The organism is Streptomyces sp. CAU 1734, from assembly GCF_039888735.1.
Taxonomy (GTDB): Bacteria; Actinomycetota; Actinomycetes; order Streptomycetales; family Streptomycetaceae; genus Streptomyces.
Genome location: NZ_JBDQQP010000005.1, coordinates 216,473 through 234,045, shown reverse-complemented (window position 1 = coordinate 234,045; position 17,573 = coordinate 216,473). Strand labels below are relative to the sequence as shown.

Annotated in this window: 16 protein-coding genes; 6 read left to right on the top strand and 10 right to left on the bottom strand. The window is 71.7% G+C overall.

Annotated elements, in window-relative coordinates; all coding sequences use genetic code 11:
- Positions 1-76: 76 nt before the first annotated feature.
- The 4 genes from AAFN69_RS11665 to AAFN69_RS11650 all read right to left on the bottom strand — a co-directional run bounded on the left by AAFN69_RS11665 (position 77) and on the right by AAFN69_RS11650 (position 4,283).
- Entirely contained in the window at positions 77-958 is an 882-nt protein-coding gene (locus tag AAFN69_RS11665) for an ATP-binding cassette domain-containing protein (RefSeq protein ID WP_347728319.1), read from the bottom strand.
- A complete protein-coding gene (locus AAFN69_RS11660; RefSeq protein ID WP_347728318.1) occupies positions 955-2,016 on the bottom strand; it encodes an ABC transporter permease in 1,062 nt (353 codons plus the stop codon). Before AAFN69_RS11660 ends, AAFN69_RS11665 begins: the two co-directional genes overlap by 4 nt.
- Complete coding sequence (locus AAFN69_RS11655; protein ID WP_347728317.1) at positions 2,013-3,026, bottom strand: sugar ABC transporter substrate-binding protein; 1,014 nt, start codon at positions 3,024-3,026, stop codon at positions 2,013-2,015. The genes AAFN69_RS11660 and AAFN69_RS11655 overlap by 4 nt, the downstream gene beginning before the upstream one ends.
- Positions 3,027-3,563: 537 nt before the next feature.
- Positions 3,564-4,283, bottom strand: coding sequence for a GntR family transcriptional regulator (locus AAFN69_RS11650; protein ID WP_347728530.1), 720 nt, complete (start codon positions 4,281-4,283; stop codon positions 3,564-3,566).
- Positions 4,284-4,439: 156 nt separating this feature from the next.
- On the opposite strand from AAFN69_RS11650, the gene AAFN69_RS11645 reads away from it, so the two are divergent.
- Positions 4,440-5,444, top strand: coding sequence for a Gfo/Idh/MocA family oxidoreductase (locus tag AAFN69_RS11645; RefSeq protein ID WP_347728316.1), 1,005 nt, complete (start codon positions 4,440-4,442; stop codon positions 5,442-5,444).
- A gap of 77 nt (positions 5,445-5,521) precedes the next feature.
- Here AAFN69_RS11645 and AAFN69_RS11640 read toward each other — a convergent pair whose 3' ends face one another.
- Both AAFN69_RS11640 and AAFN69_RS11635 read right to left on the bottom strand, forming a co-directional pair.
- Entirely contained in the window at positions 5,522-6,199 is a 678-nt protein-coding gene (locus tag AAFN69_RS11640; protein WP_347728315.1) for a response regulator transcription factor, read from the bottom strand.
- Complete coding sequence (locus AAFN69_RS11635; RefSeq protein WP_347728314.1) at positions 6,196-7,464, bottom strand: histidine kinase; 1,269 nt, start codon at positions 7,462-7,464, stop codon at positions 6,196-6,198. The genes AAFN69_RS11640 and AAFN69_RS11635 overlap by 4 nt, the downstream gene beginning before the upstream one ends.
- 145 nt (positions 7,465-7,609) lie before the next feature.
- Here AAFN69_RS11635 and AAFN69_RS11630 point away from each other — a divergent pair, with 145 nt between their 5' ends.
- Positions 7,610-7,828, top strand: coding sequence for a hypothetical protein (locus AAFN69_RS11630; RefSeq protein ID WP_347728313.1), 219 nt, complete (start codon positions 7,610-7,612; stop codon positions 7,826-7,828).
- Between the two features lie 45 nt (positions 7,829-7,873).
- Here AAFN69_RS11630 and AAFN69_RS11625 read toward each other — a convergent pair whose 3' ends face one another.
- From AAFN69_RS11625 to allB, 3 genes are all read right to left on the bottom strand, one after another.
- The gene (locus AAFN69_RS11625; RefSeq protein WP_347728312.1) at positions 7,874-8,485 is read right to left on the bottom strand and encodes a dihydrofolate reductase family protein; all 612 of its coding nucleotides are present in this window, start codon (positions 8,483-8,485) and stop codon (positions 7,874-7,876) included.
- Between the two features lie 793 nt (positions 8,486-9,278).
- The gene (gene alc / locus AAFN69_RS11620) at positions 9,279-10,412 is read right to left on the bottom strand and encodes an allantoicase (protein WP_347728311.1); all 1,134 of its coding nucleotides are present in this window, start codon (positions 10,410-10,412) and stop codon (positions 9,279-9,281) included.
- A 2-nt stretch (positions 10,413-10,414) separates the two neighbouring features.
- The gene (gene allB / locus AAFN69_RS11615) at positions 10,415-11,797 is read right to left on the bottom strand and encodes an allantoinase AllB (protein ID WP_347728310.1); all 1,383 of its coding nucleotides are present in this window, start codon (positions 11,795-11,797) and stop codon (positions 10,415-10,417) included.
- A 176-nt stretch (positions 11,798-11,973) separates the two neighbouring features.
- Here allB and AAFN69_RS11610 point away from each other — a divergent pair, with 176 nt between their 5' ends.
- Entirely contained in the window at positions 11,974-12,777 is an 804-nt protein-coding gene (locus AAFN69_RS11610) for an IclR family transcriptional regulator (protein WP_347728309.1), read from the top strand.
- Positions 12,778-12,940: 163 nt separating this feature from the next.
- On the opposite strand, the gene AAFN69_RS11605 is transcribed toward AAFN69_RS11610, so the two are convergent.
- Complete coding sequence (locus tag AAFN69_RS11605; protein ID WP_347728308.1) at positions 12,941-13,252, bottom strand: DUF5955 family protein; 312 nt, start codon at positions 13,250-13,252, stop codon at positions 12,941-12,943.
- 531 nt (positions 13,253-13,783) lie between these two features.
- On the opposite strand from AAFN69_RS11605, the gene AAFN69_RS11600 reads away from it, so the two are divergent.
- The 3 genes from AAFN69_RS11600 (at position 13,784) to AAFN69_RS11590 (ending at position 17,448) form a co-directional block, all read left to right on the top strand.
- Positions 13,784-14,407 (top strand): nucleotidyltransferase family protein, encoded by a 624-nt coding sequence (locus AAFN69_RS11600; protein WP_347728307.1) that lies wholly within the window; start codon positions 13,784-13,786, stop codon positions 14,405-14,407.
- A gap of 122 nt (positions 14,408-14,529) precedes the next feature.
- Entirely contained in the window at positions 14,530-16,164 is a 1,635-nt protein-coding gene (gene aceB, locus AAFN69_RS11595) for a malate synthase A (RefSeq protein WP_347728306.1), read from the top strand.
- A 63-nt stretch (positions 16,165-16,227) separates the two neighbouring features.
- A complete protein-coding gene (locus AAFN69_RS11590; protein WP_347728305.1) occupies positions 16,228-17,448 on the top strand; it encodes an FAD-dependent monooxygenase in 1,221 nt (406 codons plus the stop codon).
- Positions 17,449-17,573: the final 125 nt, after the last annotated feature.

Genomic DNA, 17,573 nt, shown 5'->3' with positions numbered 1-17,573 from the left:
CGGCGGACGGGAGGCCCGAGCCCCGCTCCGGCGCACCGGCGCGGGGCTTCGGCGGGCCGGTGCCGGCACCGGGTGCTCAGCCGTGGCCGCCCGGGTGGGCGGGGGGCGGGGCGCTCTCCAGCTCATGGCGGAGATCGTCCAGCTCGCTGCCGCCGGCCATCTGCCGGGTCAGTTCGTCCAGGGTGACGGAGTCCCTGGTGTGGCTCGCCGACATGGTGCCCCGCTTGAGCAGCACGAACCGGTTGCCCACCAGATAGGCGTGGTGCGGATTGTGGGTGATCAGCACGACCCCGAGACCGGCGTCCCGGGCCGCCGCCACATACTTCAGCACCACACCGGACTGCTTGACGCCGAGCGCGGCCGTCGGCTCGTCCAGCACCAGCACCTTCGCGCCGAAGTACACGGCCCGGGCGATGGCGACACACTGCCGCTCGCCGCCCGACAGGGTTCCGATGGGCTGGTCGACGTCGCGGAGGTCGATGCCCATCCGCAGCAGCTCGGACCTGGTCGTCTCGCGCATCGCGCGGACATCGAGGCGTTTGAAGGGGCCGGCGCCCTTCGTCGGTTCCGAGCCGAGGAAGAAATTCCGCCAGACCGGCATCAGCGGGACGACCGCCAGGTCCTGGTAGACGGTGGCGATGCCCCGGTCGAGGGCGTCGCGGGGGTTGGAGAGGCGGGTCTCCCCGCCCTCGATGCGGAAGGTGCCCGCGTCGTGGTGGTGCAGCCCGGCGATGATCTTGATGAGGGTGGACTTGCCGGCGCCGTTGTCGCCGAGGACACAGGTGATCTCGCCGGCGCGGACCTCCAGCGAGACGCCCTCCAGCGCGCGGATGTTGCCGTAGTACTTGCTGACCGATTCGAGCTCGATCAGGGCCGGCGCCCCGGCTGCCCCGCCGGATTCGCCGCCTTCACCGGTGCCGCCGGGTTCGTTCCCGGGCCGCTCCTGCCGCTCCGTCATCGTGTCGCCTCCGCCCGCTTGCGTACCCATGCGTTGAGCAGGGTGGCCAGAAGCAGCATCGCCCCGAGGAAGAACTTGAACCAGTCCGGGTTCCACTCCGCGTAGACGATGCCCTTGCTGGTCATGCCGAAGATGAAGGCGCCGACCGCCGAGCCGATCGCGGAGCCGTAGCCGCCGGTGATCAGACAGCCGCCGATGACGGCCGCGATGATGTAGATGAGCTCATTGCCCACGCCTTCGCCGGACTGGACCACGTCGAAGGAGAAGAGCAGATGCTGACCGGAGATCCAGGCGGCGAACGCGACACCCATGTAGAGGCCGATCCGGGTCCTGGTGACGGGCACACCGACAGCGCGGGCGGCATGCGGGCCGCCGCCCACCGCGAAGATCCAGTTGCCGAACCGGGTGCGCAGCAGAATCCAGGTGGCCACCGCGACCAGGGCGATCCACCAGAGGACGGTCACCTTGACGGTGACCTCGCCGAGGGTGAATTCGGAGGCGAAGACCGCCTTCGCCGAGTCGAAGCCCTCCATGTCGGCGATGGACTTGGTGGAGACCGTGCCGCTGATCAGCTTGGTGAAGCCGAGATTGAGCCCGGTCAGCATGAGGAAGGTGCCGAGGGTGATGATGAAACTCGGCAGATTGGTCCGGGTGAGCAGGACCCCGTTGAAGACCCCCACCGCCAGGGTGACCAGCAGCGAGACCAGCACACCGACCCAGACATTCGCCGTCATCTGGTAGCTGAACATCGACGAGATCAGCGCGGAGCTGGTGACCAGCACACCCGCCGAGAGATCGAACTCGCCGCCGATCATCAGCAGGGCGACGGGTACGGCCATGATCCCGATCGTGGAGGCCGCGTACATCACGGTGGAGAAGCTGGCCGCGCGCAGGAAGGAGTCCGCGACGACCGCGAAGAAGATGAAGACCGCCAGCGCGCCGACGACCGAGCCGAGCTCGGGGCGGCCCAGCAGTCTGCGCAGCGGGGAGGTGCGGAGCAGCCGCTCGTCGGGGGGCGCCGGGCGGCCGGTCCCGGCGGGTGGTGCGGTCGCGGTCATCGAGTCCCCCGCTTGGTGTAGTCCTCCAGCTCGCCGGCGTCGTCCCGGGTGATGATCTGGGGCCCGGTGAGCACGGGCTTCCCGCCGCCGAGCACATCGGCGTTGTACCGGTAAAGCCAGAGCAGGTCGACCGCCTCGTACCCCTGGAGGTAGGGCTGCTGGTCGACGGCGAAGCCGAGGGTGCCGTCCTTGAGGGAGGCCGCGACCTTGGCATTGAGGTCGAAGGTGTCGATCTCGGCCTTGCTGCCCGCGGCGCGCTTCGCCTTCACGGCGGTGTCGGCGAAGGGGGCGCCGAGGGTGACCACGGCGTCGATGGAGGGGTCGGTCTGGAGCTTGGCCTCGATGGTCGCCTGGACGTCGGGCATGTTGGTGCCGTCGACATAGAGATTGACCAGGTCGCCGCCGAAGGTCTTCTTCGCTCCGGCACAGCGCTGCTCATGGCCGACATTGCCCTGTTCGTGGAGTACGCACAGGGCCTTCTTCCGGCCGCGCTCGTCCAGCTCGTCGCCGACCGCCTCACCGGCGACGGTCTCGTCCTGGCCGATGTGGGTGAGTGCCCCGTACGCCTTGGACTGCGCGGATCCGGAGTTGACGGTGATCACGGGAATGCCCGCGGCCACCGCCTTCTCGACGGCGGCCTTCATCGCGTCCGGCTTGGCGAGGGTGACGATCAGCCCGTCGACCTTCTTGTCGACATATGTCTGAACCAGCTGGGCCTGCTGCTGGCCCTCGTCGCTCTTGGCGTAGAGGAAGTTGATGTTGTCCTTGGCCGCGGCCTCCTCGGCGCCCTTCTGGACGATGTCCCAGAAGGTGTCGCCGTCACCGGAGTGGGTGACCATGGCGAAGGTCCAGCGGGGCGTGTCGACCACGGCCTTCCCGGCCGCGGCGCTCGCCTTGCGGGCGTCCTCCGCCCGCTTGCCGCCGGTGCTGCTGCATCCCGCCAGGGAAAATCCGAGCACCGCCGCCAGCACCGCGCCGAGTGCGCGTACCCCTGTCCTTGCCCTTGCCACGACGCCGTGCCCTTCTTGCCGTACCACTTCTCCGTGCGACCGGGGGGCGAATTGTCGCGCCCCAGCCGCCCAAGTATGGGTCACGGCAGGTCGGAGGTTCGGCATCGGGTGCGCCGGGTCCGCCGCGGGGCGCCTGCCGGGGCGGGGCGGAGGGCCTGCCGGACGGCCTGCCGCATCCGGTCCGACGCGGGCTCGCGGGTGCGGCCGGCCGCTTCCTCCCGGGCCCGGGGCGGTGGTGGTCATCGGGTGCCGCCGGCCGTGAGCTTCTCCGGGGCGGGCCCGCCCTTCCCGGTGAGCGGGGTTGCTGCCGTGCGAGGGGTACGCATGGTGGGTCCGCCTTCTCTCCCGGCCGCCGGGTTGCGGCTGGGTGAGTTTTTACGGCGGCCGGGCGCCGAGGTCAAGATTTTGTCCGGACATTCTTACGCAGGGGACATTCCGGCGCGATCGATGACGTGGTGCGGCGGATCCGGGCGGGGCGGGCGCGGGCGGCGGGCGGGCAGTGGGCGCGGCAGGCGGGTGGCGGGCGGGGCGCGCCGCCTACGGGCGTGCGAGCAGCTGGAACTCGAAGGCGTACCGCGAGGCGCGGTAGATGTGCGAGCCGAATTCGACGGCCCGTCCGGTGTCGTCGAAGGTGGTGCGGGTCATCGTCAGCACCGGGCCGCCCCGCTCCTCGGTGAGCAGCTCGGCCTCCGGGGCCGTGGCCGCCCGCGCGCCGACCGACTGCCGGGCACTGTGCAGGGTGATCCCGGCGGCCCGCATCATCCGGTAGAGGCCGGTGGCCTCCAGCCGCTCGGTGTCACAGACCAGCAGCCCGGCCGGCAGATGGTTGGTGAGCAGGGCCATCGGCTCACCATGGGCGTAACGGAGTCGCCTGACCAGCCGCACCTCGCTGCCCTCGGCGATGCCCAGGGCTGCCGCGACCTGGGCATTCGCCGGTTCGGAGACATTGCCGAGCACCACGGTGGCGGGGCGGCGGCCGGCCGCCTCCAGATCGTCGTAGAGGCTGCTCAGCTCCAGCGGGCGCTTGACCTGACTGTGCACGACCTGGGTACCGACGCCCCGGCGGCGCACCAGGAGACCCTTGTCGACCAGGGACTGAATGGCCTGGCGCACGGTCGGGCGGGAGAGGCCGAGACGTCCGGCCAGATCTATCTCATTGCCGAGCAGGCTGCCGGGCGTGAGCACCCCTCGCTCGATGGCCGCTTCCAGCTGCTGAGCGAGCTGGAAGTAGAGCGGGACCGGGCTGGTGCGGTCCACGGCGAGCTGAAGAGACAGGGGTGGTTCCGTCGCATGTCTGGGCTGCTTGGGCACGCGTTGAGCCTAGTCGCCGCACATGTTGGCCGGGAAGTCATGAGGTCAGGTTGTCAGGACAAAGTCTTGACATCGTGACCGGCTCGGCACCATTTTTGGCCCATGCGCATCGGACTGATCGGGACGGGACGTATCGGCGCCTTCCACGCGGAGGCCCTCAGCCGTCATGCGGAGGTCACGTCGCTGGTCGTCGCGGACGCGGACCCGGCGCGGGCGGCCTCGGTGGCCGAGCGCACCGGGGCCACCGCGGTGCCCGGCACCGGGGAGATCTTCCGCACGGGGGTGGACGCGGTGGTGATCGCCTCGGCGACCGCCTCCCACTCCGGACTCATCGGCCGCGCGGCCCGGGCGGGGCTGCCGGCCTTCTGCGAGAAACCCGTCGCGGCCGATCTGGCCGGCACCCTCGCCGCGCTCCGGGAGGCCGAAGCGGCGGGCACCCCGCTCCAGATCGGATTCATGCGCCGGTTCGACGCCGGGTACACCGCCGCCCGTGCGCGGCTGCGCTCGGGACTCCTCGGACGGCTGCACACCGTACGGGCGATCACCGCGGACCCGGCGCCGCCGCCGGCGGAGTATCTGCCCCTTTCGGGGGGCCTCTTCCGCGACTGTCTGGTCCATGACTTCGACATGCTGCGGTGGGTGACCGGGCAGGAGATCGTGGAGGTGTACGCGACCGGCTCGGACGCGGGTCCCCCGATGTTCCGCGAGGCGGGTGATGTGGACACGGCCGCCGCGGTGCTCACCCTGGACGGCGGCGCGCTCGCGACGGCGACCGCGGCCCGGCTGAACGGCGCCGGATACGACGTCCGGATGGAGTTCGCGGGCGAGCTGGACCAGATCTCGGTGGGGCTGAGCGACCGCACACCGATCACCTCGACCGAACCGGACGGCCCGCCGCCCGCGCGGAGGCCGTGGCCGGGATTCCTGGAACGGTTCGCGCCCGCGTACGAGGCGGAGCTGGACGCCTTCATCCGGGTGGTGCGGGGGGAGGCGGAGAACCCCTGCGACGGGCGGGAGGCGCTGACCGCGCTGCGGATCGCGGAGGCGTGTGAGCTCTCCCGGCGCGAGCGCAGGCGGGTGTCGCTGGAGGAGATCCCCGCCGGATGAGGGCGAGGGCGCCCGAACTCCCCGGTGGTGGTGCGGCGGCTCCCCGGTGCGGATGCCCCCGCACCCGGGGTCTGCGCTCAGGTCTCCTCGTCCAGCAGGCCCGCGTCATGCGCCAGCAGGGCGATCTGCACACGGTTGTTCAGGCTCAGCTTGGCAAGGATGCGGGAGACATGGGTCTTCACGGTCGGCACGCTCATGTAGAGCGTCGCCGCGATCTCCGCATTGGACCTGCCCCGGCCCACGGCCAGCACCACCTCGCGCTCCCGCTCCGCCAGCTCCCCGAGCCGGGCCAGGGCGCGGCGGCGCCGCGGATCGGAGGCACGGTCATGGGCCGGATCGGCGACATGGGTCATCAACTGCCTGGTCACCACGGGTGAGAGCACCGGATCACCCGAGGCCACTCGGCGCACCGCCGCGACGATCTCGGCGGGTGGCGTGTCCTTCAGCACGAATCCGGCCGCACCGGCCCGCAGTGCCCGGAGCACCTGTTCATCGGCGTGGAAGGTGGTCAGGACGACGACCTCGGGGGCGCCCGGCCTGCTCCGCAGCTCCTCCGTGGCGGTGAGGCCGTCCACCGTCGGCATCCGGATGTCCATCAGCACCACATCGGGGGCCAGCCGGTCGACCAGGGAGGGCACTTCGGAACCGTCCGCCCCCTCCCCCACGATCTCCAGGTCCGCCGCACCGCCGAGCATGAAGGCCAGACCGGCGCGCACCAGGGGATCATCATCGACAACGAGCAACCGGATAGTCATGCCGCCCAAGGTAGCCAGGCCCGGACATGGAATCCGCCGCCACCCGTCCTTCCGTGCCGGAGGCTGCCGCCGGCGAGGGTCGCCCGCTCGGTGAGCCCTATCAGCCCCTGGCCGGAGCCCGGCACTTCGCCCGTCCTTCCCACCGGCGCCGGGTTGTCCACCTCCACGACGACACCGTCGCCCGGCCGGCCCCGCACCACCACGGTCACGGCCGCCCCGGGGGCATGCTTGCGGGCATTGGTCAGCGCCTCCTGCGCTATGCGGTAGACGGTCCTTCCGGTGGCGGCGGGCACGGCGGAGGGGGCGTCGATGCGATTGTCGAGCAGAACGCTCATACCGGCCTCCCGGGATTCGGTCACCAGTGCCTCCAGGGTGGCGAGGGTGGGCTGCGGCCGGTCCGCGCCGTCGCTCTCGCCGGGTGTGCGCAGTACGCCGATGATCTCCCGGAGGTCCTGAAGCGCCTCATGGGCGCTGTCACGGATCACCCCGGCGGCCCGGGCGACCTCGGCGGGCGGCGCGTCGGGCCGGAACTCCAGCGCACCGGCGTGGACACTCAGCAGCGTCAGCCGGTGGGCGAGGACATCGTGCATCTCACGGGCGATGGCCTCCCGCGCGAGGCGCTGCGCCTGCTCGGCCCGGAGCTCGGCCTCCGCCTCGGCCCGGTGGGCGCGCTCGCGCAGCACGACGACCAGTTGCCGGCGGGAGCGCACCAGCATGCCCCAGGCGATCACCAGGAGAGTGACGACGATTCCGCCCCAGATGGCCCCCGCCACGCTCAGGCTCGGGTCCCTGCGCACGAAGGGCTGGACACAGGCGACCAGCAGCCCCAGCCCGGTGAGCAGGGCGACCGGCCGGAAGGGCCGGTGCACGGCCACGCTGAAGAGACTGACGACAAAAGCGCCGGACGCTATCGGGGAGAGCACGGTCAGCACGGCCAGGATCACCACCAGCTTCACCGGCCCGCGCCGCCGCAGCCAGAGCGCGCAGCAGGCCGCGGCACCCATCAGCTGATCGAGGAAGACCACGGCCCCGGGGCCGTTCAGCTGCTCGCTCGACTCGGCGCCGAGCACGCCGACGACGGCGGCGAGCACGAAGGCGACGGTGTCCACGATCCAGTCCCGCACGGTCCGCCGGGCCCTGCCCCGGCCCGGGGCACCGGACCCGGCCCCGGACTCCGCCCCGGCCGATCCGGCACCGGGCAGCTCGGCGGCGGAGGGGTCCGCCATCGCGGAGGGCAGCAGCCAGCGGTATTCCGTACGCGTCATGGAGGCAAAACTACGCAGCCGTGACGGGTTCCGGTGGCCCGGGAACCCGGGAAGCTACCAAAGTTGGAGCACCGGAGACTTTCGGCTCCGCGGCATATCCCGAGGACCGATGTGCGGGCGGACGGCCGGGCCGGACGATCGGTGCATGACGAAGAGGACCCTTGAGGGATTTGGCGGGCTGCTGGTGTTCATCGGCGGCTGCGGAGTGCTCCGCGAGCTGACGGACGGCTGGTTCAGCTTTATGGGCTTCACCCGCTTCCTTACGGAGCAGGTGGATTTTCTCGCGGACAGGGCCCTGTTCACCTACATAGTCATGACCGTAGCGGGCTTCGGCACCGTGATGATCGCCAACCGGGGCCGGTAACGGGTGCGATGGGGCCGCGATCCCGGCGGGCCGTGCGGCCGTGGCTCAGTAACTGCCGAATTCGGGACGGCCCGCGGCCTCATAGGTGTGGATGGCGACGCCCGCCGCCGTGGTGCGCGCGGACTTGTGCCGGTAGGCGGCGGGCACGGCGCCGTCGGCGAAGAGGCGCAGACCGGTGCCGAGGACGACCGGGAAGACCAGGAGGTGAAGGGTGTCGACCAGATCGTGGGCCATGAGCGCGTGGGCCAGTCTGCCGCTGCCGTGCACCTGGAGCTCGCCGTCGGAGAGACCCTCCTTCACCTCGGCCACCTCCCGCGCGAGGTCACCCCCGATGACGGTGGTGCCCGCCCATTCGGGGTCCTTGAGCGTCCTGGAGGCGACGTATTTCGGGAGGGAGTTGAGCCGTGAGGCGATCGGATCGTCCGGGTCGGTCATCTTCGGCCAGTAACCGGCGAAAATGTCATACGTGCGGCGGCCGAGCAGAAAGGCACCCGCGCGGTCGAAGACCTCCGTCATGAACCGGCCGAAGTCCTCGTCCCCGTACGGGACCGACCAGCCGCCGAGGGCGAAGCCGCCGCTGGTGTCCTCCTCGGGTCCGCCGGGTGCCTGCATGACGCCGTCGAGCGTGACGAAAGTGGTGATGGAGAGCTGAGCCATGATCGTTCCCTGCTTCCCCTGAGATCAGCGGTATGGGTGCTGTGTCAGTGGTGCGAATGATGCCAATGATGGTGATGGTTCCGAAGTCGGACACGGGGTGTGTGGTGCCCGGGTGTCAACAGCTGAGACTCCGGGCGGGCGCGAAAGTCATCGGCCGGGGCGGATGACGTGTCCGGTTGCCGCCGGCACGGGGCTCCGGGCGCGGGTTTCCCCCGCTCATCAGCCGGATGACAGGGGGAGACAGACGGCCGGGACAGCTCCGCTGTCCGGTGACGGGCGGGGGATCAAGTCCGCGCCGGCGGGACCGGCCGAGGCACTGGCCCGCGAGGCGGCCCCGGGGCATCACCGTGAACCGGGTCCGCCCGGGCCCCGGTCGACACCGGCAGGCATCCGGCGGACAGTCCCCGGGCGGACGGTCTGCGGGCGAGGACGGCACGGGGGCGGTACGGAGGGACGGAGAAGCCGGAAGGACGGAGGAGATGGCATTCGCCGGTGGCGTGTCCGGCGGGGAGCGAGTCGGCGGAGGTGACGGGAGCGGAGCTCCGCGTGGACGGCGGCCACGCGGCGTGACGCGGGAACCGGCGGCGCCGTGACGCCTCAGCCGCCGGTCCTCACCCGGACCGCGTCGGTCCGCACCCGGTCCCGTCCCGCGCCGGGCGGTCCCGGCCGGCGCGGCACGGGACCGGCCGACATGGCACGAGGCGAGACGGCCGGCGCGGCACAGGACCGGCCGACGCGGCGCGAGGCGGGACGGCCGGCGCGGCGCGAGGCGGGACGGCCGGCGCGGGGCGGATCAGCGCGGCGGTTCGGTTGTGCCGCCGCCCAGTTCGCGGTAGCGGCTCCGCAGGCGGCGGGTGCCGTCGCCGGTCAGGGAGCCGAGGATTCGCAGCCGGGAGATGCCGCCGTCGGGGTGGATGTCGATCCGCGCCTCGCTGCCGGTGACGGGCTCCGCCAGGGTGAAGCGGTGGTTGGTGTCGGGCTGGAGCCGGGCCGTCGGGACGATCCGGTTCCAGCCGCCGCTCCCGCCGTCCCGGACGGAGACGGCGGCCCATCCGGCGCTGTTTCCCTTGAGGCAGGCGGTGTCGATCTCCACCGCGCGGATCAGGGAGCGTTCGGCCAGGCGGTACTGGATCCAGTCGTTGCCGGGGTCCCGGCGCCGGCGGGTCTCCCAGCCCTCGTCCATCCGCCGGGAGCGGCCGGGCCGGATGGTGTTCTCGGCCGGTGAGTAGAAGCGGTCGGAGGCGTCCGTCACCTGCCCGCCGTTCTCCAGCGCCACCAGGTCGAAGGTGCGCAGCACTTCGAGCCAGGCGGGGTCGGCGACCACCTCTCCGTGCACCCGGAGGCGGGCGATGCCGCCGTCGGGGTGCTGATTGAGCCGCAGATGGGTGAAGCGGCGCCGGACGCCGACCGGAAAGCCGTTGGCCGCGTGACCGCCGATGACCGCGAGGGGGACGAGTGCTGTCCAGACCACGCCGGCCGCGAGCAGTTCCTCCGGGGAGGGGGTCCCCGGCAGGGCGGTGGCCTCGATCGACACGGCCCGGGGGTGATTGCCCCGGAAGTGCGCGGTGTCGACGACGATGCCGTGGACCACACCGGGCGCCCCCAGCCGTATCAGCGCCCAGTCGTGGTCATCCTCGGCGGGGTGCGGACGGCCGGCCGAGACGCCTCGCCGCCGGCGGGTCTCCCAGCCGTCCATGATCTTTCCCTTGTGGCCGAAGTGCTCCGGGTCGAAGTGGGCGCGCCCGGGTTTCAGCAGATTCTCGCGTTCGGCGAAGAACTCGTCGTTCGCCGCGATGACCGCCCCGCCGAGCCCTCGGGCGGCGAGATCGGTGTGGTGGGTGAAGGGAAAGCCGGCGGTGCGGTAGTCGGCATAGGGGTCGCCGCCGGCATAGGGCCGGGCGGCACCGGTGAAGGAGGGAATGGACATGTTCAGTTGTCCCTTTCGAGCAGTCGGCCGATCGGTGCGGAGACGGTGCCGTTCACGGCGACACGGGTGCCGCGCAGCCAGGTCGAGCGGACCACTCCGTGCAGTGTCCGGCCCGCGTAGGCGGTGATCGGGTTGCGGTGGTGGAGCCGGGCCGGGTCGACGGTGAAACCGGCGCCGGGCGCGAGCACGGCGAAGTCGGCGTCGCGGCCCGGCTCGATCGCGCCCTTGCGATGGAGTCCGGCCAGCCGGGCGGGGGCCGTGGACATCCAGCGGGCCACGTCCGCCACGGTGTGGCCGCGCCGCCGGGCCTCGGTCCAGACGATGGGGAGGCCGAGCTGGAGCGAGGAGATGCCGCCCCAGGCGGAGTCGAAGTCGGCGGTCTTCAGATCGGCCGTGCAGGGTGAGTGGTCGGAGACCACGCAGTCGATGGTGCCGTCGGCGAGACCGGCCCAGAGCGCGTCCCGGTTGGCGGCCTCCCGGATGGGCGGGCAGCACTTGAACTCGGTCGCCCCGTCCGGAATCTCCTCGGCGGTGAGGGTGAGGAAGTGCGGACAGGTCTCGGCGGTGACGCGCACTCCGCCGGCCCTCGCCGCGGCGATCAGCGGCAGGGCGTCTCCGGAGGAGAGATGGAGGACATGGATCCGGGCGTTCAGCCGCCGGGCGCGCTCGATGAGCAGCGCGATCGCGGTGTTCTCGGAGTCGCGGGGCCGGGAGGCGAGGAAGTCGGCGTACCGGGGCCCGGGGCGCTGCGGGGTGAGCCGGCCCGGGTCTTCGGCGTGCACGATCAGCAGCGCCCCGGGGCCGGCCGCCGCACCGGCGGAACCGGAGCCGCCGGGTTCGCCGAATCCGGTGAGTTCCGTGAGCGCGCGGGTGAGTCGGTCCGCGTCGAGTTCCGGGAACTCCTCCACCCCGGAGGGCGACAGAAAGCATTTGAAGCCGAAGACACCGGCGTCGTGGAGCGGACGCAGATCCGGCAGGTTCCCCGGTATCGCCCCGCCCCAGAAGCCGGTGTCGACATGGACCCGGTCGCGGGCGGCCCGCTGTTTGGCCCGCAGGCCGGCAACGGTGGTGGTCGGCGGGAGCGAGTTGAGGGGCATGTCGAGCAGGGTGGTGACACCACCGGCCGCCGCGGCGCGGGTGGCGGCCGGGAATCCTTCCCAGGCGGTGCGGCCGGGGTCGTTCACATGGACATGGGTGTCGACGAGGCCGGGGAGTACGGCGTCGTCCCCCATGTCCTCCAGCCGCGCGGAGGACGGTATTCGGGTGTCGTACGGCAGCAGTGCCGCTATGCGCCCGTCCGCGACGGCGATCGTGGCGGCCCGGATCCCGTCCGGGGTGACCACCCGGGTGGAGCGCAGCATCAGACGCACCCCGTCTCCGGCCATTCGTTCTCCCTTCAGACATATATCCGAATTTCAACGAACTGTTGAAGGAGTGTTCATGGGCCCGCCCGGTCCGTCAAGGTCACCTCCGCCCGGCGGGCTCCGCGCGGAGGACGGGTGGCGGGGGCACCCGGGTAGGCTGCTGACCTGTTCCGCCCGCCCGAAAGGACCCGTCCCCCGTGCCGACGTCCAGCTCCAGCACCTCCGGCGCCGCCAGATCCGCGCAGAGCGGCGGTGTCCAGTCCCTGGAGCGCGCCTTCGATCTGCTGGAGAGAATGGCCGACGCGGGCGGCGAGGTCGGGCTGAGCGAGCTGGCGGCGAGCAGCGGGCTGCCGCTGCCGACCATTCACCGGCTGATGCGGACGCTGGTGGGATGCGGTTACGCGCGCCAGCAGCCCAACCGCCGGTACGCGCTCGGGCCGCGGCTGATCCGGCTCGGCGAATCGGCTTCGCGGCTGCTCGGCACCTGGGCCCGGCCCTCACTGGCCAAGCTGGTGGAGGCGACCGGCGAGACGGCGAACATGGCCCTGCTCGACGGCGACGAGATCGTCTATGTGGCGCAGGTGCCGTCGAAGCACTCGATGCGGATGTTCACCGAGGTGGGGCGGCGGGTGCTGCCCCATTCCACCGGCGTCGGCAAGGCCCTGCTGGCGAACACCCCGCCCCACGAGGTGCGGGCACTGCTGGCCAGGACGGGCATGCCAGCCGCCACCGAGAAGACGATCACCACCCCTGAGGAGTTTCTGCGCGCACTGGAGGAGGTGCGGCGCACGGGGTACGCGGTGGACGACAACGAGCAGGAGATCGGAGTCCGCTGTCTGGCCGTCCCGGTGCCCGATTCGCCCACGGCGGCGGCGATTTCGATCTCGGGACCGGCGGGCCGGGTGACGGACTCGGCCACCGAGCGCATCGTCCCGGTACTTCAGCAGGTAGCCCGCGAGCTCTCGGCCGCCCTGGCGGACAACGGCACAGCGGCGGGCTGACCGGCCGGCCCGCCCACGCGGGATCCACCGCCGCCGGGATCCACCGCCGGAGACCACCGTCCCGGAGCATGCCGGCGCCCGCGAAGGCCGGCCGGGAGGCCGGATCCACCCGGGACGGGCCACCCGCCACAGCCGGCCCGGAGAGGGTCACCGCCCCGGATGGCTAGCGCGGAACGCCCCCGAAGAGGTCCACCGCCTTCCGGACCTGCATCAGCGCGGGCACCAGTGCGCTCACCGAGCCGATCGCGCCCGCGATCAGCAGCAGTGACCGCCGCATCCTGGGCACCTCGATCGCCCCGCTCGCCGCCATCCCCGCGAGTACGGCCAGTTCGTCCTCCGCGATGCCACGGTCGGAGAACTTGCCCGGATGCCCGGCGAGTTCCCGGCGCAGCCGGGCCACCGCGTTTCCGAGCGCCGAAGCCCTCGGATCCTCTCCGCTGCCTGTCACCGGCGCCTGCCCCACGCTCCGCAACAAAGCTCTCCCCCCTCGCACACCCCTGGAGCCGGTTCCACGACGGTCAGTCGACAGTCAACCACCCAGAGTTGCGGGCAAGTTAACGCCATGAGGTACGGTACGCGCCACTCAACCGACCGAATTCAGAACGACGGCTGCAAGACTTCTCTCCTATTGCGCCAAACGGTCATCTCAAAAGTGACGATTCTGCGGTCCTCCCCAACCGCGAGAATTCACGGCGCCACCTGCCATTACGCTCGTAAAGCGGGGCAGAAGCAGAGAAACACCGCGCCCATTGGGCGCCATCACGCCGTGATCGCACGGATGAGCGGCATTCGTACAGTCGTTTTCAGGACATGACGCCCAACGGCCCCCACCACCCGTCATCACAGGGATTCCGGCCATTCCCGCGCCGACCGCATCCGCCCCCGCACCGACTGGGCCGGAGCCGGAGCAGCGGCCGACACCCCCGCGGGCACCGGTCACCGAGGGTGACAGGCACTCCCCCGCCGCGAACGTCATGAGCACGGTGGAATGGGATAGGGAATCCCCATGACATCTTCAGACCACGACCGGACGGCGGAACCGCGGGGCGCCGTCGCCGGTCTGCTGCTCGCGGCCGGCGGCGGGCGGCGGCTCGGCGGATTCCCGAAGGCGCTGCTGCGGCACCGGGGCCGGCCGCTTGTCGAACACGCCGTACGGGCCCTGCGCGCGGGCGGCTGCGACCCGGTCCACATCGTGCTGGGCGCCGAGGCGGAGAGAGTCCGCGCGGAGGCCGATCTCTCCGGCTGTGTGCTCATCGACAACCCGGAGTGGGCCCTGGGCATGGGCTCCTCCCTGCGCGCCGGGCTCCGGTCCCTCGGCCGGGCCGGCGATGCGGTGCTGGTCTGCCTGGTGGACCAGCCGGGCATCGGAGCCCCGGCCGTGGCGCGGGTGCGTGCCGCGTACACCTCCCGGAACTCCCTGGTCACAGCGGTCTACCGAGGCGAGCGGGGCCATCCCGTGCTCATTGGCGCGGACCGCTGGCCGGCGGTCGCCGAGAGCGCCGGCGGCGACCGGGGAGCCCGGGCCCATCTGGCGGCCCACGCGGCGTCGCTGGTCCTGGTGGAGTGCGGTGACATCGCCGACGCGTATGACATCGACACCCCGGACGACCTCGGCCGGCTGGAGGAATGACGGCGGGCCCACCCCACCGGCACGGCCTTGTTCTTCCACTATGAGGAATCTAAAATCCGCAGAACAGAAAGACAGCACAGAAGTACCGTCCCTGCCGGGTCCGCCGAAGGAAGTGAACGCTCATGTCCGCACCAGCGCCGTCCCCGTCGCCGCATCCCGTCGTGATCGACGCCGAGCCCCTGCCCCGGCAGGCGGAGGTACTCTCGGAAGCCGCCCTCGCCTTCGTGGCCGAGCTGCACCGCTGTTTCACCCCGCGCCGGGACGAGCTGCTCGCCCGGCGGGCCGTGCGCCGCGCCGGGATTGCCCGGAGCGGCACCCTGGACTTCCTTCCCGAGACCGCCGCCATCCGCGCGGACGGCTCCTGGCGGGTCGCCCCCGCGCCCGAGGCCCTGACCGACCGCCGGGTCGAGATCACCGGCCCCACCGACCGCAAGATGACCGTCAACGCCCTCAACTCCGGTGCCCGGGTCTGGCTCGCGGATTTCGAGGACGCCTCCGCCCCCACCTGGGAGAACGTCGTCCTGGGCCAGCTGAATCTGATGGACGCGTACGAGCGCCGGATCGACTTCACCGATGAGCGCACCGGAAAGCGGTACGCCCTGCGCCCCGCCGCCGAGCTGGCCACCGCCGTGGTGCGCCCGCGCGGCTGGCATCTGACGGAGCGCCATCTCAGGGCGGCCGACGGCAGCCGGATCCCCGGCGCGCTGGTCGACTTCGGCCTCTACTTCTTCCACAACGCCCGGCGCCTGCTCGATCTCGGCAAGGGGCCCTACTTCTATCTCCCGAAGACCGAGTCGCATCTGGAGGCCCGCCTCTGGAACGACATCTTCGTCTTCGCCCAGGACCGGCTCGGCATCCCCCGGGGCACCATCCGCGCCACGGTCCTGATCGAGACCATCACCGCCGCGTACGAGATGGACGAGATCCTGTACGAGCTGCGCGACCACGCGTCCGGGCTCAATGCCGGGCGCTGGGACTATCTCTTCTCGATCATCAAGAACTTCCGCGACGCGGGGCCCGCGTTCGTGCTCCCGGACCGCAACGCGGTCACCATGACGGCGCCCTTCATGCGCGCGTACACCGAACTCCTGGTGCGCACCTGCCACCGGCGCGGCGCGCATGCCATCGGCGGCATGGCGGCCTTCATCCCCTCGCGGCGCGACGCGGAGGTCAACCGGGTGGCCTTCGAGAAGGTGCGGGCGGACAAGGACCGGGAGGCCGCCGACGGCTTCGACGGCTCCTGGGTCGCGCACCCGGATCTGGTGCCGATCGCCATGGCCTCCTTCGACGCGGTCCTGGGCGCGAAGCCGAACCAGAAGGACCGGCTCCGCGAGGATGTCTCGGTCTCGGCCGGTGAGCTGATCGATCTCGGATCGCTGGAGGCGAAGCCGACATTCGCCGGTCTGCGCAACGCCGTTCAGGTGGGCATCCGCTATATCGAGGCATGGCTGCGGGGCACCGGCGCGGTCGCGATCCTGAACCTGATGGAGGACGCCGCCACCGCCGAGATCTCGCGCTCCCAGGTCTGGCAGTGGATCAACGCCGGTGTCGTCTTCGAGAACGGCGAGCGGGCCACCCCGGAGCTGGTCCGCTCCCTGGCCGCCGCCGAACTGGACTCCGTACGGAAGGAGTTGGGAGCGGATGCCTTCGGCGCGGGCCGGTGGCGGCAGGCGCACGACCTGTTCCTGAAGGTCGCGCTGGACGAGGAGTACGAGGAGTTTCTGACCCTGGGCGCCTATGAGGTGCTGGCCGGCTGATCGCGGCCGACACGCCCCCGTAAGGACGGCGCCCCGGACGGCGCGCGCTGCCATGATGCGTGCATGAGCAGAGTGCGCGTCGGCATCGTGGGCGGCAGCATCGGCGGCTGTGCGGCGGCTCTCGCCGCACACCGCGCGGGTCTCACCGACATCACCGTGTATGAACGCACTTCGGGCGATCTCGCCGACCGGGGTGTCGGGATCGCGGTCCACGAGGGGCGGTACGCCGAACTGGAGGCCGCCGGATATCTCGACTCGGCGATGGAGTGGTCCCGGCTGGCCGAACGGTGCTGGTACACCCGTGCGCCCGGGGGCGGCGGCGATCCGCTGGGCCGGCTCATCGGCTCGGACGCGTTTCCGTTCCGCTCGTACAACTGGGGCCCGCTGTGGCGCGAGTTGCGCTCCCGGCTGCCGGCGGAGGTGGCCTTCCGGACGTCTTCGGAGGTGACCGGAGTCGTCGGGACCCGGACGGGCGCGGAGCTCCGTACGGCGGCCGGCGCCGACCACTACGGCCTGGTGATCGGGGCGGACGGCTATCGCTCGGCCGTCCGGGCGGCGGTCTGTCCGGCGGTGCGCCCGGAGTACGCCGGATATCTGGCCTGGCGCGGCGCCTATCCGGAGCGGCGGCTGCCCGATCCGGGGCTCTGGGAGAAGACGACGGTCGCGTATGTGGTGTTCCGGGGCGGGCATGTGGTGATCTACCGCATTCCGGACGGCTCCGGCGGCCACCGGGTCAACTGGGTGCTCTACTCGGCCCCGCCGCCGGGGCTCGGCATCCCCCTCGCGACGCCGACGAGTCTGCCGCCCGGGACCCTCGGCGAAGCGCTCCACTCCCATCTGGCCCGGCTGACGGAAGAACACCTTCCGCCCTTCTGGGCCGAGCTGACCGGGCTGACGGCCCCCGGTGAGCTCCTCGTCCAGCCGATGTACGACTTCGCCGCGAGCCCCGGGGTCACCGCCCGGCTGGCCCTGGTGGGCGACGCGGCGGCGGTCGCCCGCCCGCACACCGGTGCCGGGGCGGTCAAGGCCCTCCAGGACGCGGCTCTGCTGGAATCCGCCCTGCGCACGGCCTCGGACACCGGCATTCCGGAAGCGCTGGCCGGATATGGCGCCGCGCGGGAGACCGCGGGACGCGCCATGGTGGAGCTCGGCCGGCGGCTGGGCAGCGGGCTGGTGGAGCACACCCCGCGGTGGTCGGCACTGGACCGCGGCGGTCTCGACGCCTGGTGGAAGCGGGCGGACGCGGCGGGAACCTTCGGGGGAAAACGGCTCGGACGGGAGTGACGGCGGCCCCCCGGCCGCCGGACCGGGCGGTCCGGCGGCGCGTCCAAACGACCGGGAGCCCGTTCGCACAGCCCGGGGGCCCTTCAAACGACCGGGAGTCCGTTCACACAGCCGGTCCCTTCCAA

Bases quoted from the DNA above. Each gene is read 5' to 3' on its own strand.
- AAFN69_RS11665 (WP_347728319.1), bottom strand. From the start codon at position 958: ATGACGGAGCGGCAGGAGCGGCCCGGGAACGAACCCGGCGGCACCGGT.
- AAFN69_RS11660 (WP_347728318.1), bottom strand. From the start codon at position 2,016: ATGACCGCGACCGCACCACCCGCCGGGACCGGCCGCCCGGCGCCCCCC.
- AAFN69_RS11645 (WP_347728316.1), top strand. From the start codon at position 4,440: ATGCGCATCGGACTGATCGGGACGGGACGTATCGGCGCCTTCCACGCG.
- AAFN69_RS11640 (WP_347728315.1), bottom strand. From the start codon at position 6,199: ATGACTATCCGGTTGCTCGTTGTCGATGATGATCCCCTGGTGCGCGCC.
- AAFN69_RS11635 (WP_347728314.1), bottom strand. From the start codon at position 7,464: ATGACGCGTACGGAATACCGCTGGCTGCTGCCCTCCGCGATGGCGGAC.
- AAFN69_RS11630 (WP_347728313.1), top strand. From the start codon at position 7,610: ATGACGAAGAGGACCCTTGAGGGATTTGGCGGGCTGCTGGTGTTCATC.
- AAFN69_RS11625 (WP_347728312.1), bottom strand. From the start codon at position 8,485: ATGGCTCAGCTCTCCATCACCACTTTCGTCACGCTCGACGGCGTCATG.
- alc (WP_347728311.1), bottom strand. From the start codon at position 10,412: ATGTCCATTCCCTCCTTCACCGGTGCCGCCCGGCCCTATGCCGGCGGC.
- allB (WP_347728310.1), bottom strand. From the start codon at position 11,797: ATGGCCGGAGACGGGGTGCGTCTGATGCTGCGCTCCACCCGGGTGGTC.
- AAFN69_RS11600 (WP_347728307.1), top strand. From the start codon at position 13,784: ATGACATCTTCAGACCACGACCGGACGGCGGAACCGCGGGGCGCCGTC.
- aceB (WP_347728306.1), top strand. From the start codon at position 14,530: ATGTCCGCACCAGCGCCGTCCCCGTCGCCGCATCCCGTCGTGATCGAC.
- AAFN69_RS11590 (WP_347728305.1), top strand. From the start codon at position 16,228: ATGAGCAGAGTGCGCGTCGGCATCGTGGGCGGCAGCATCGGCGGCTGT.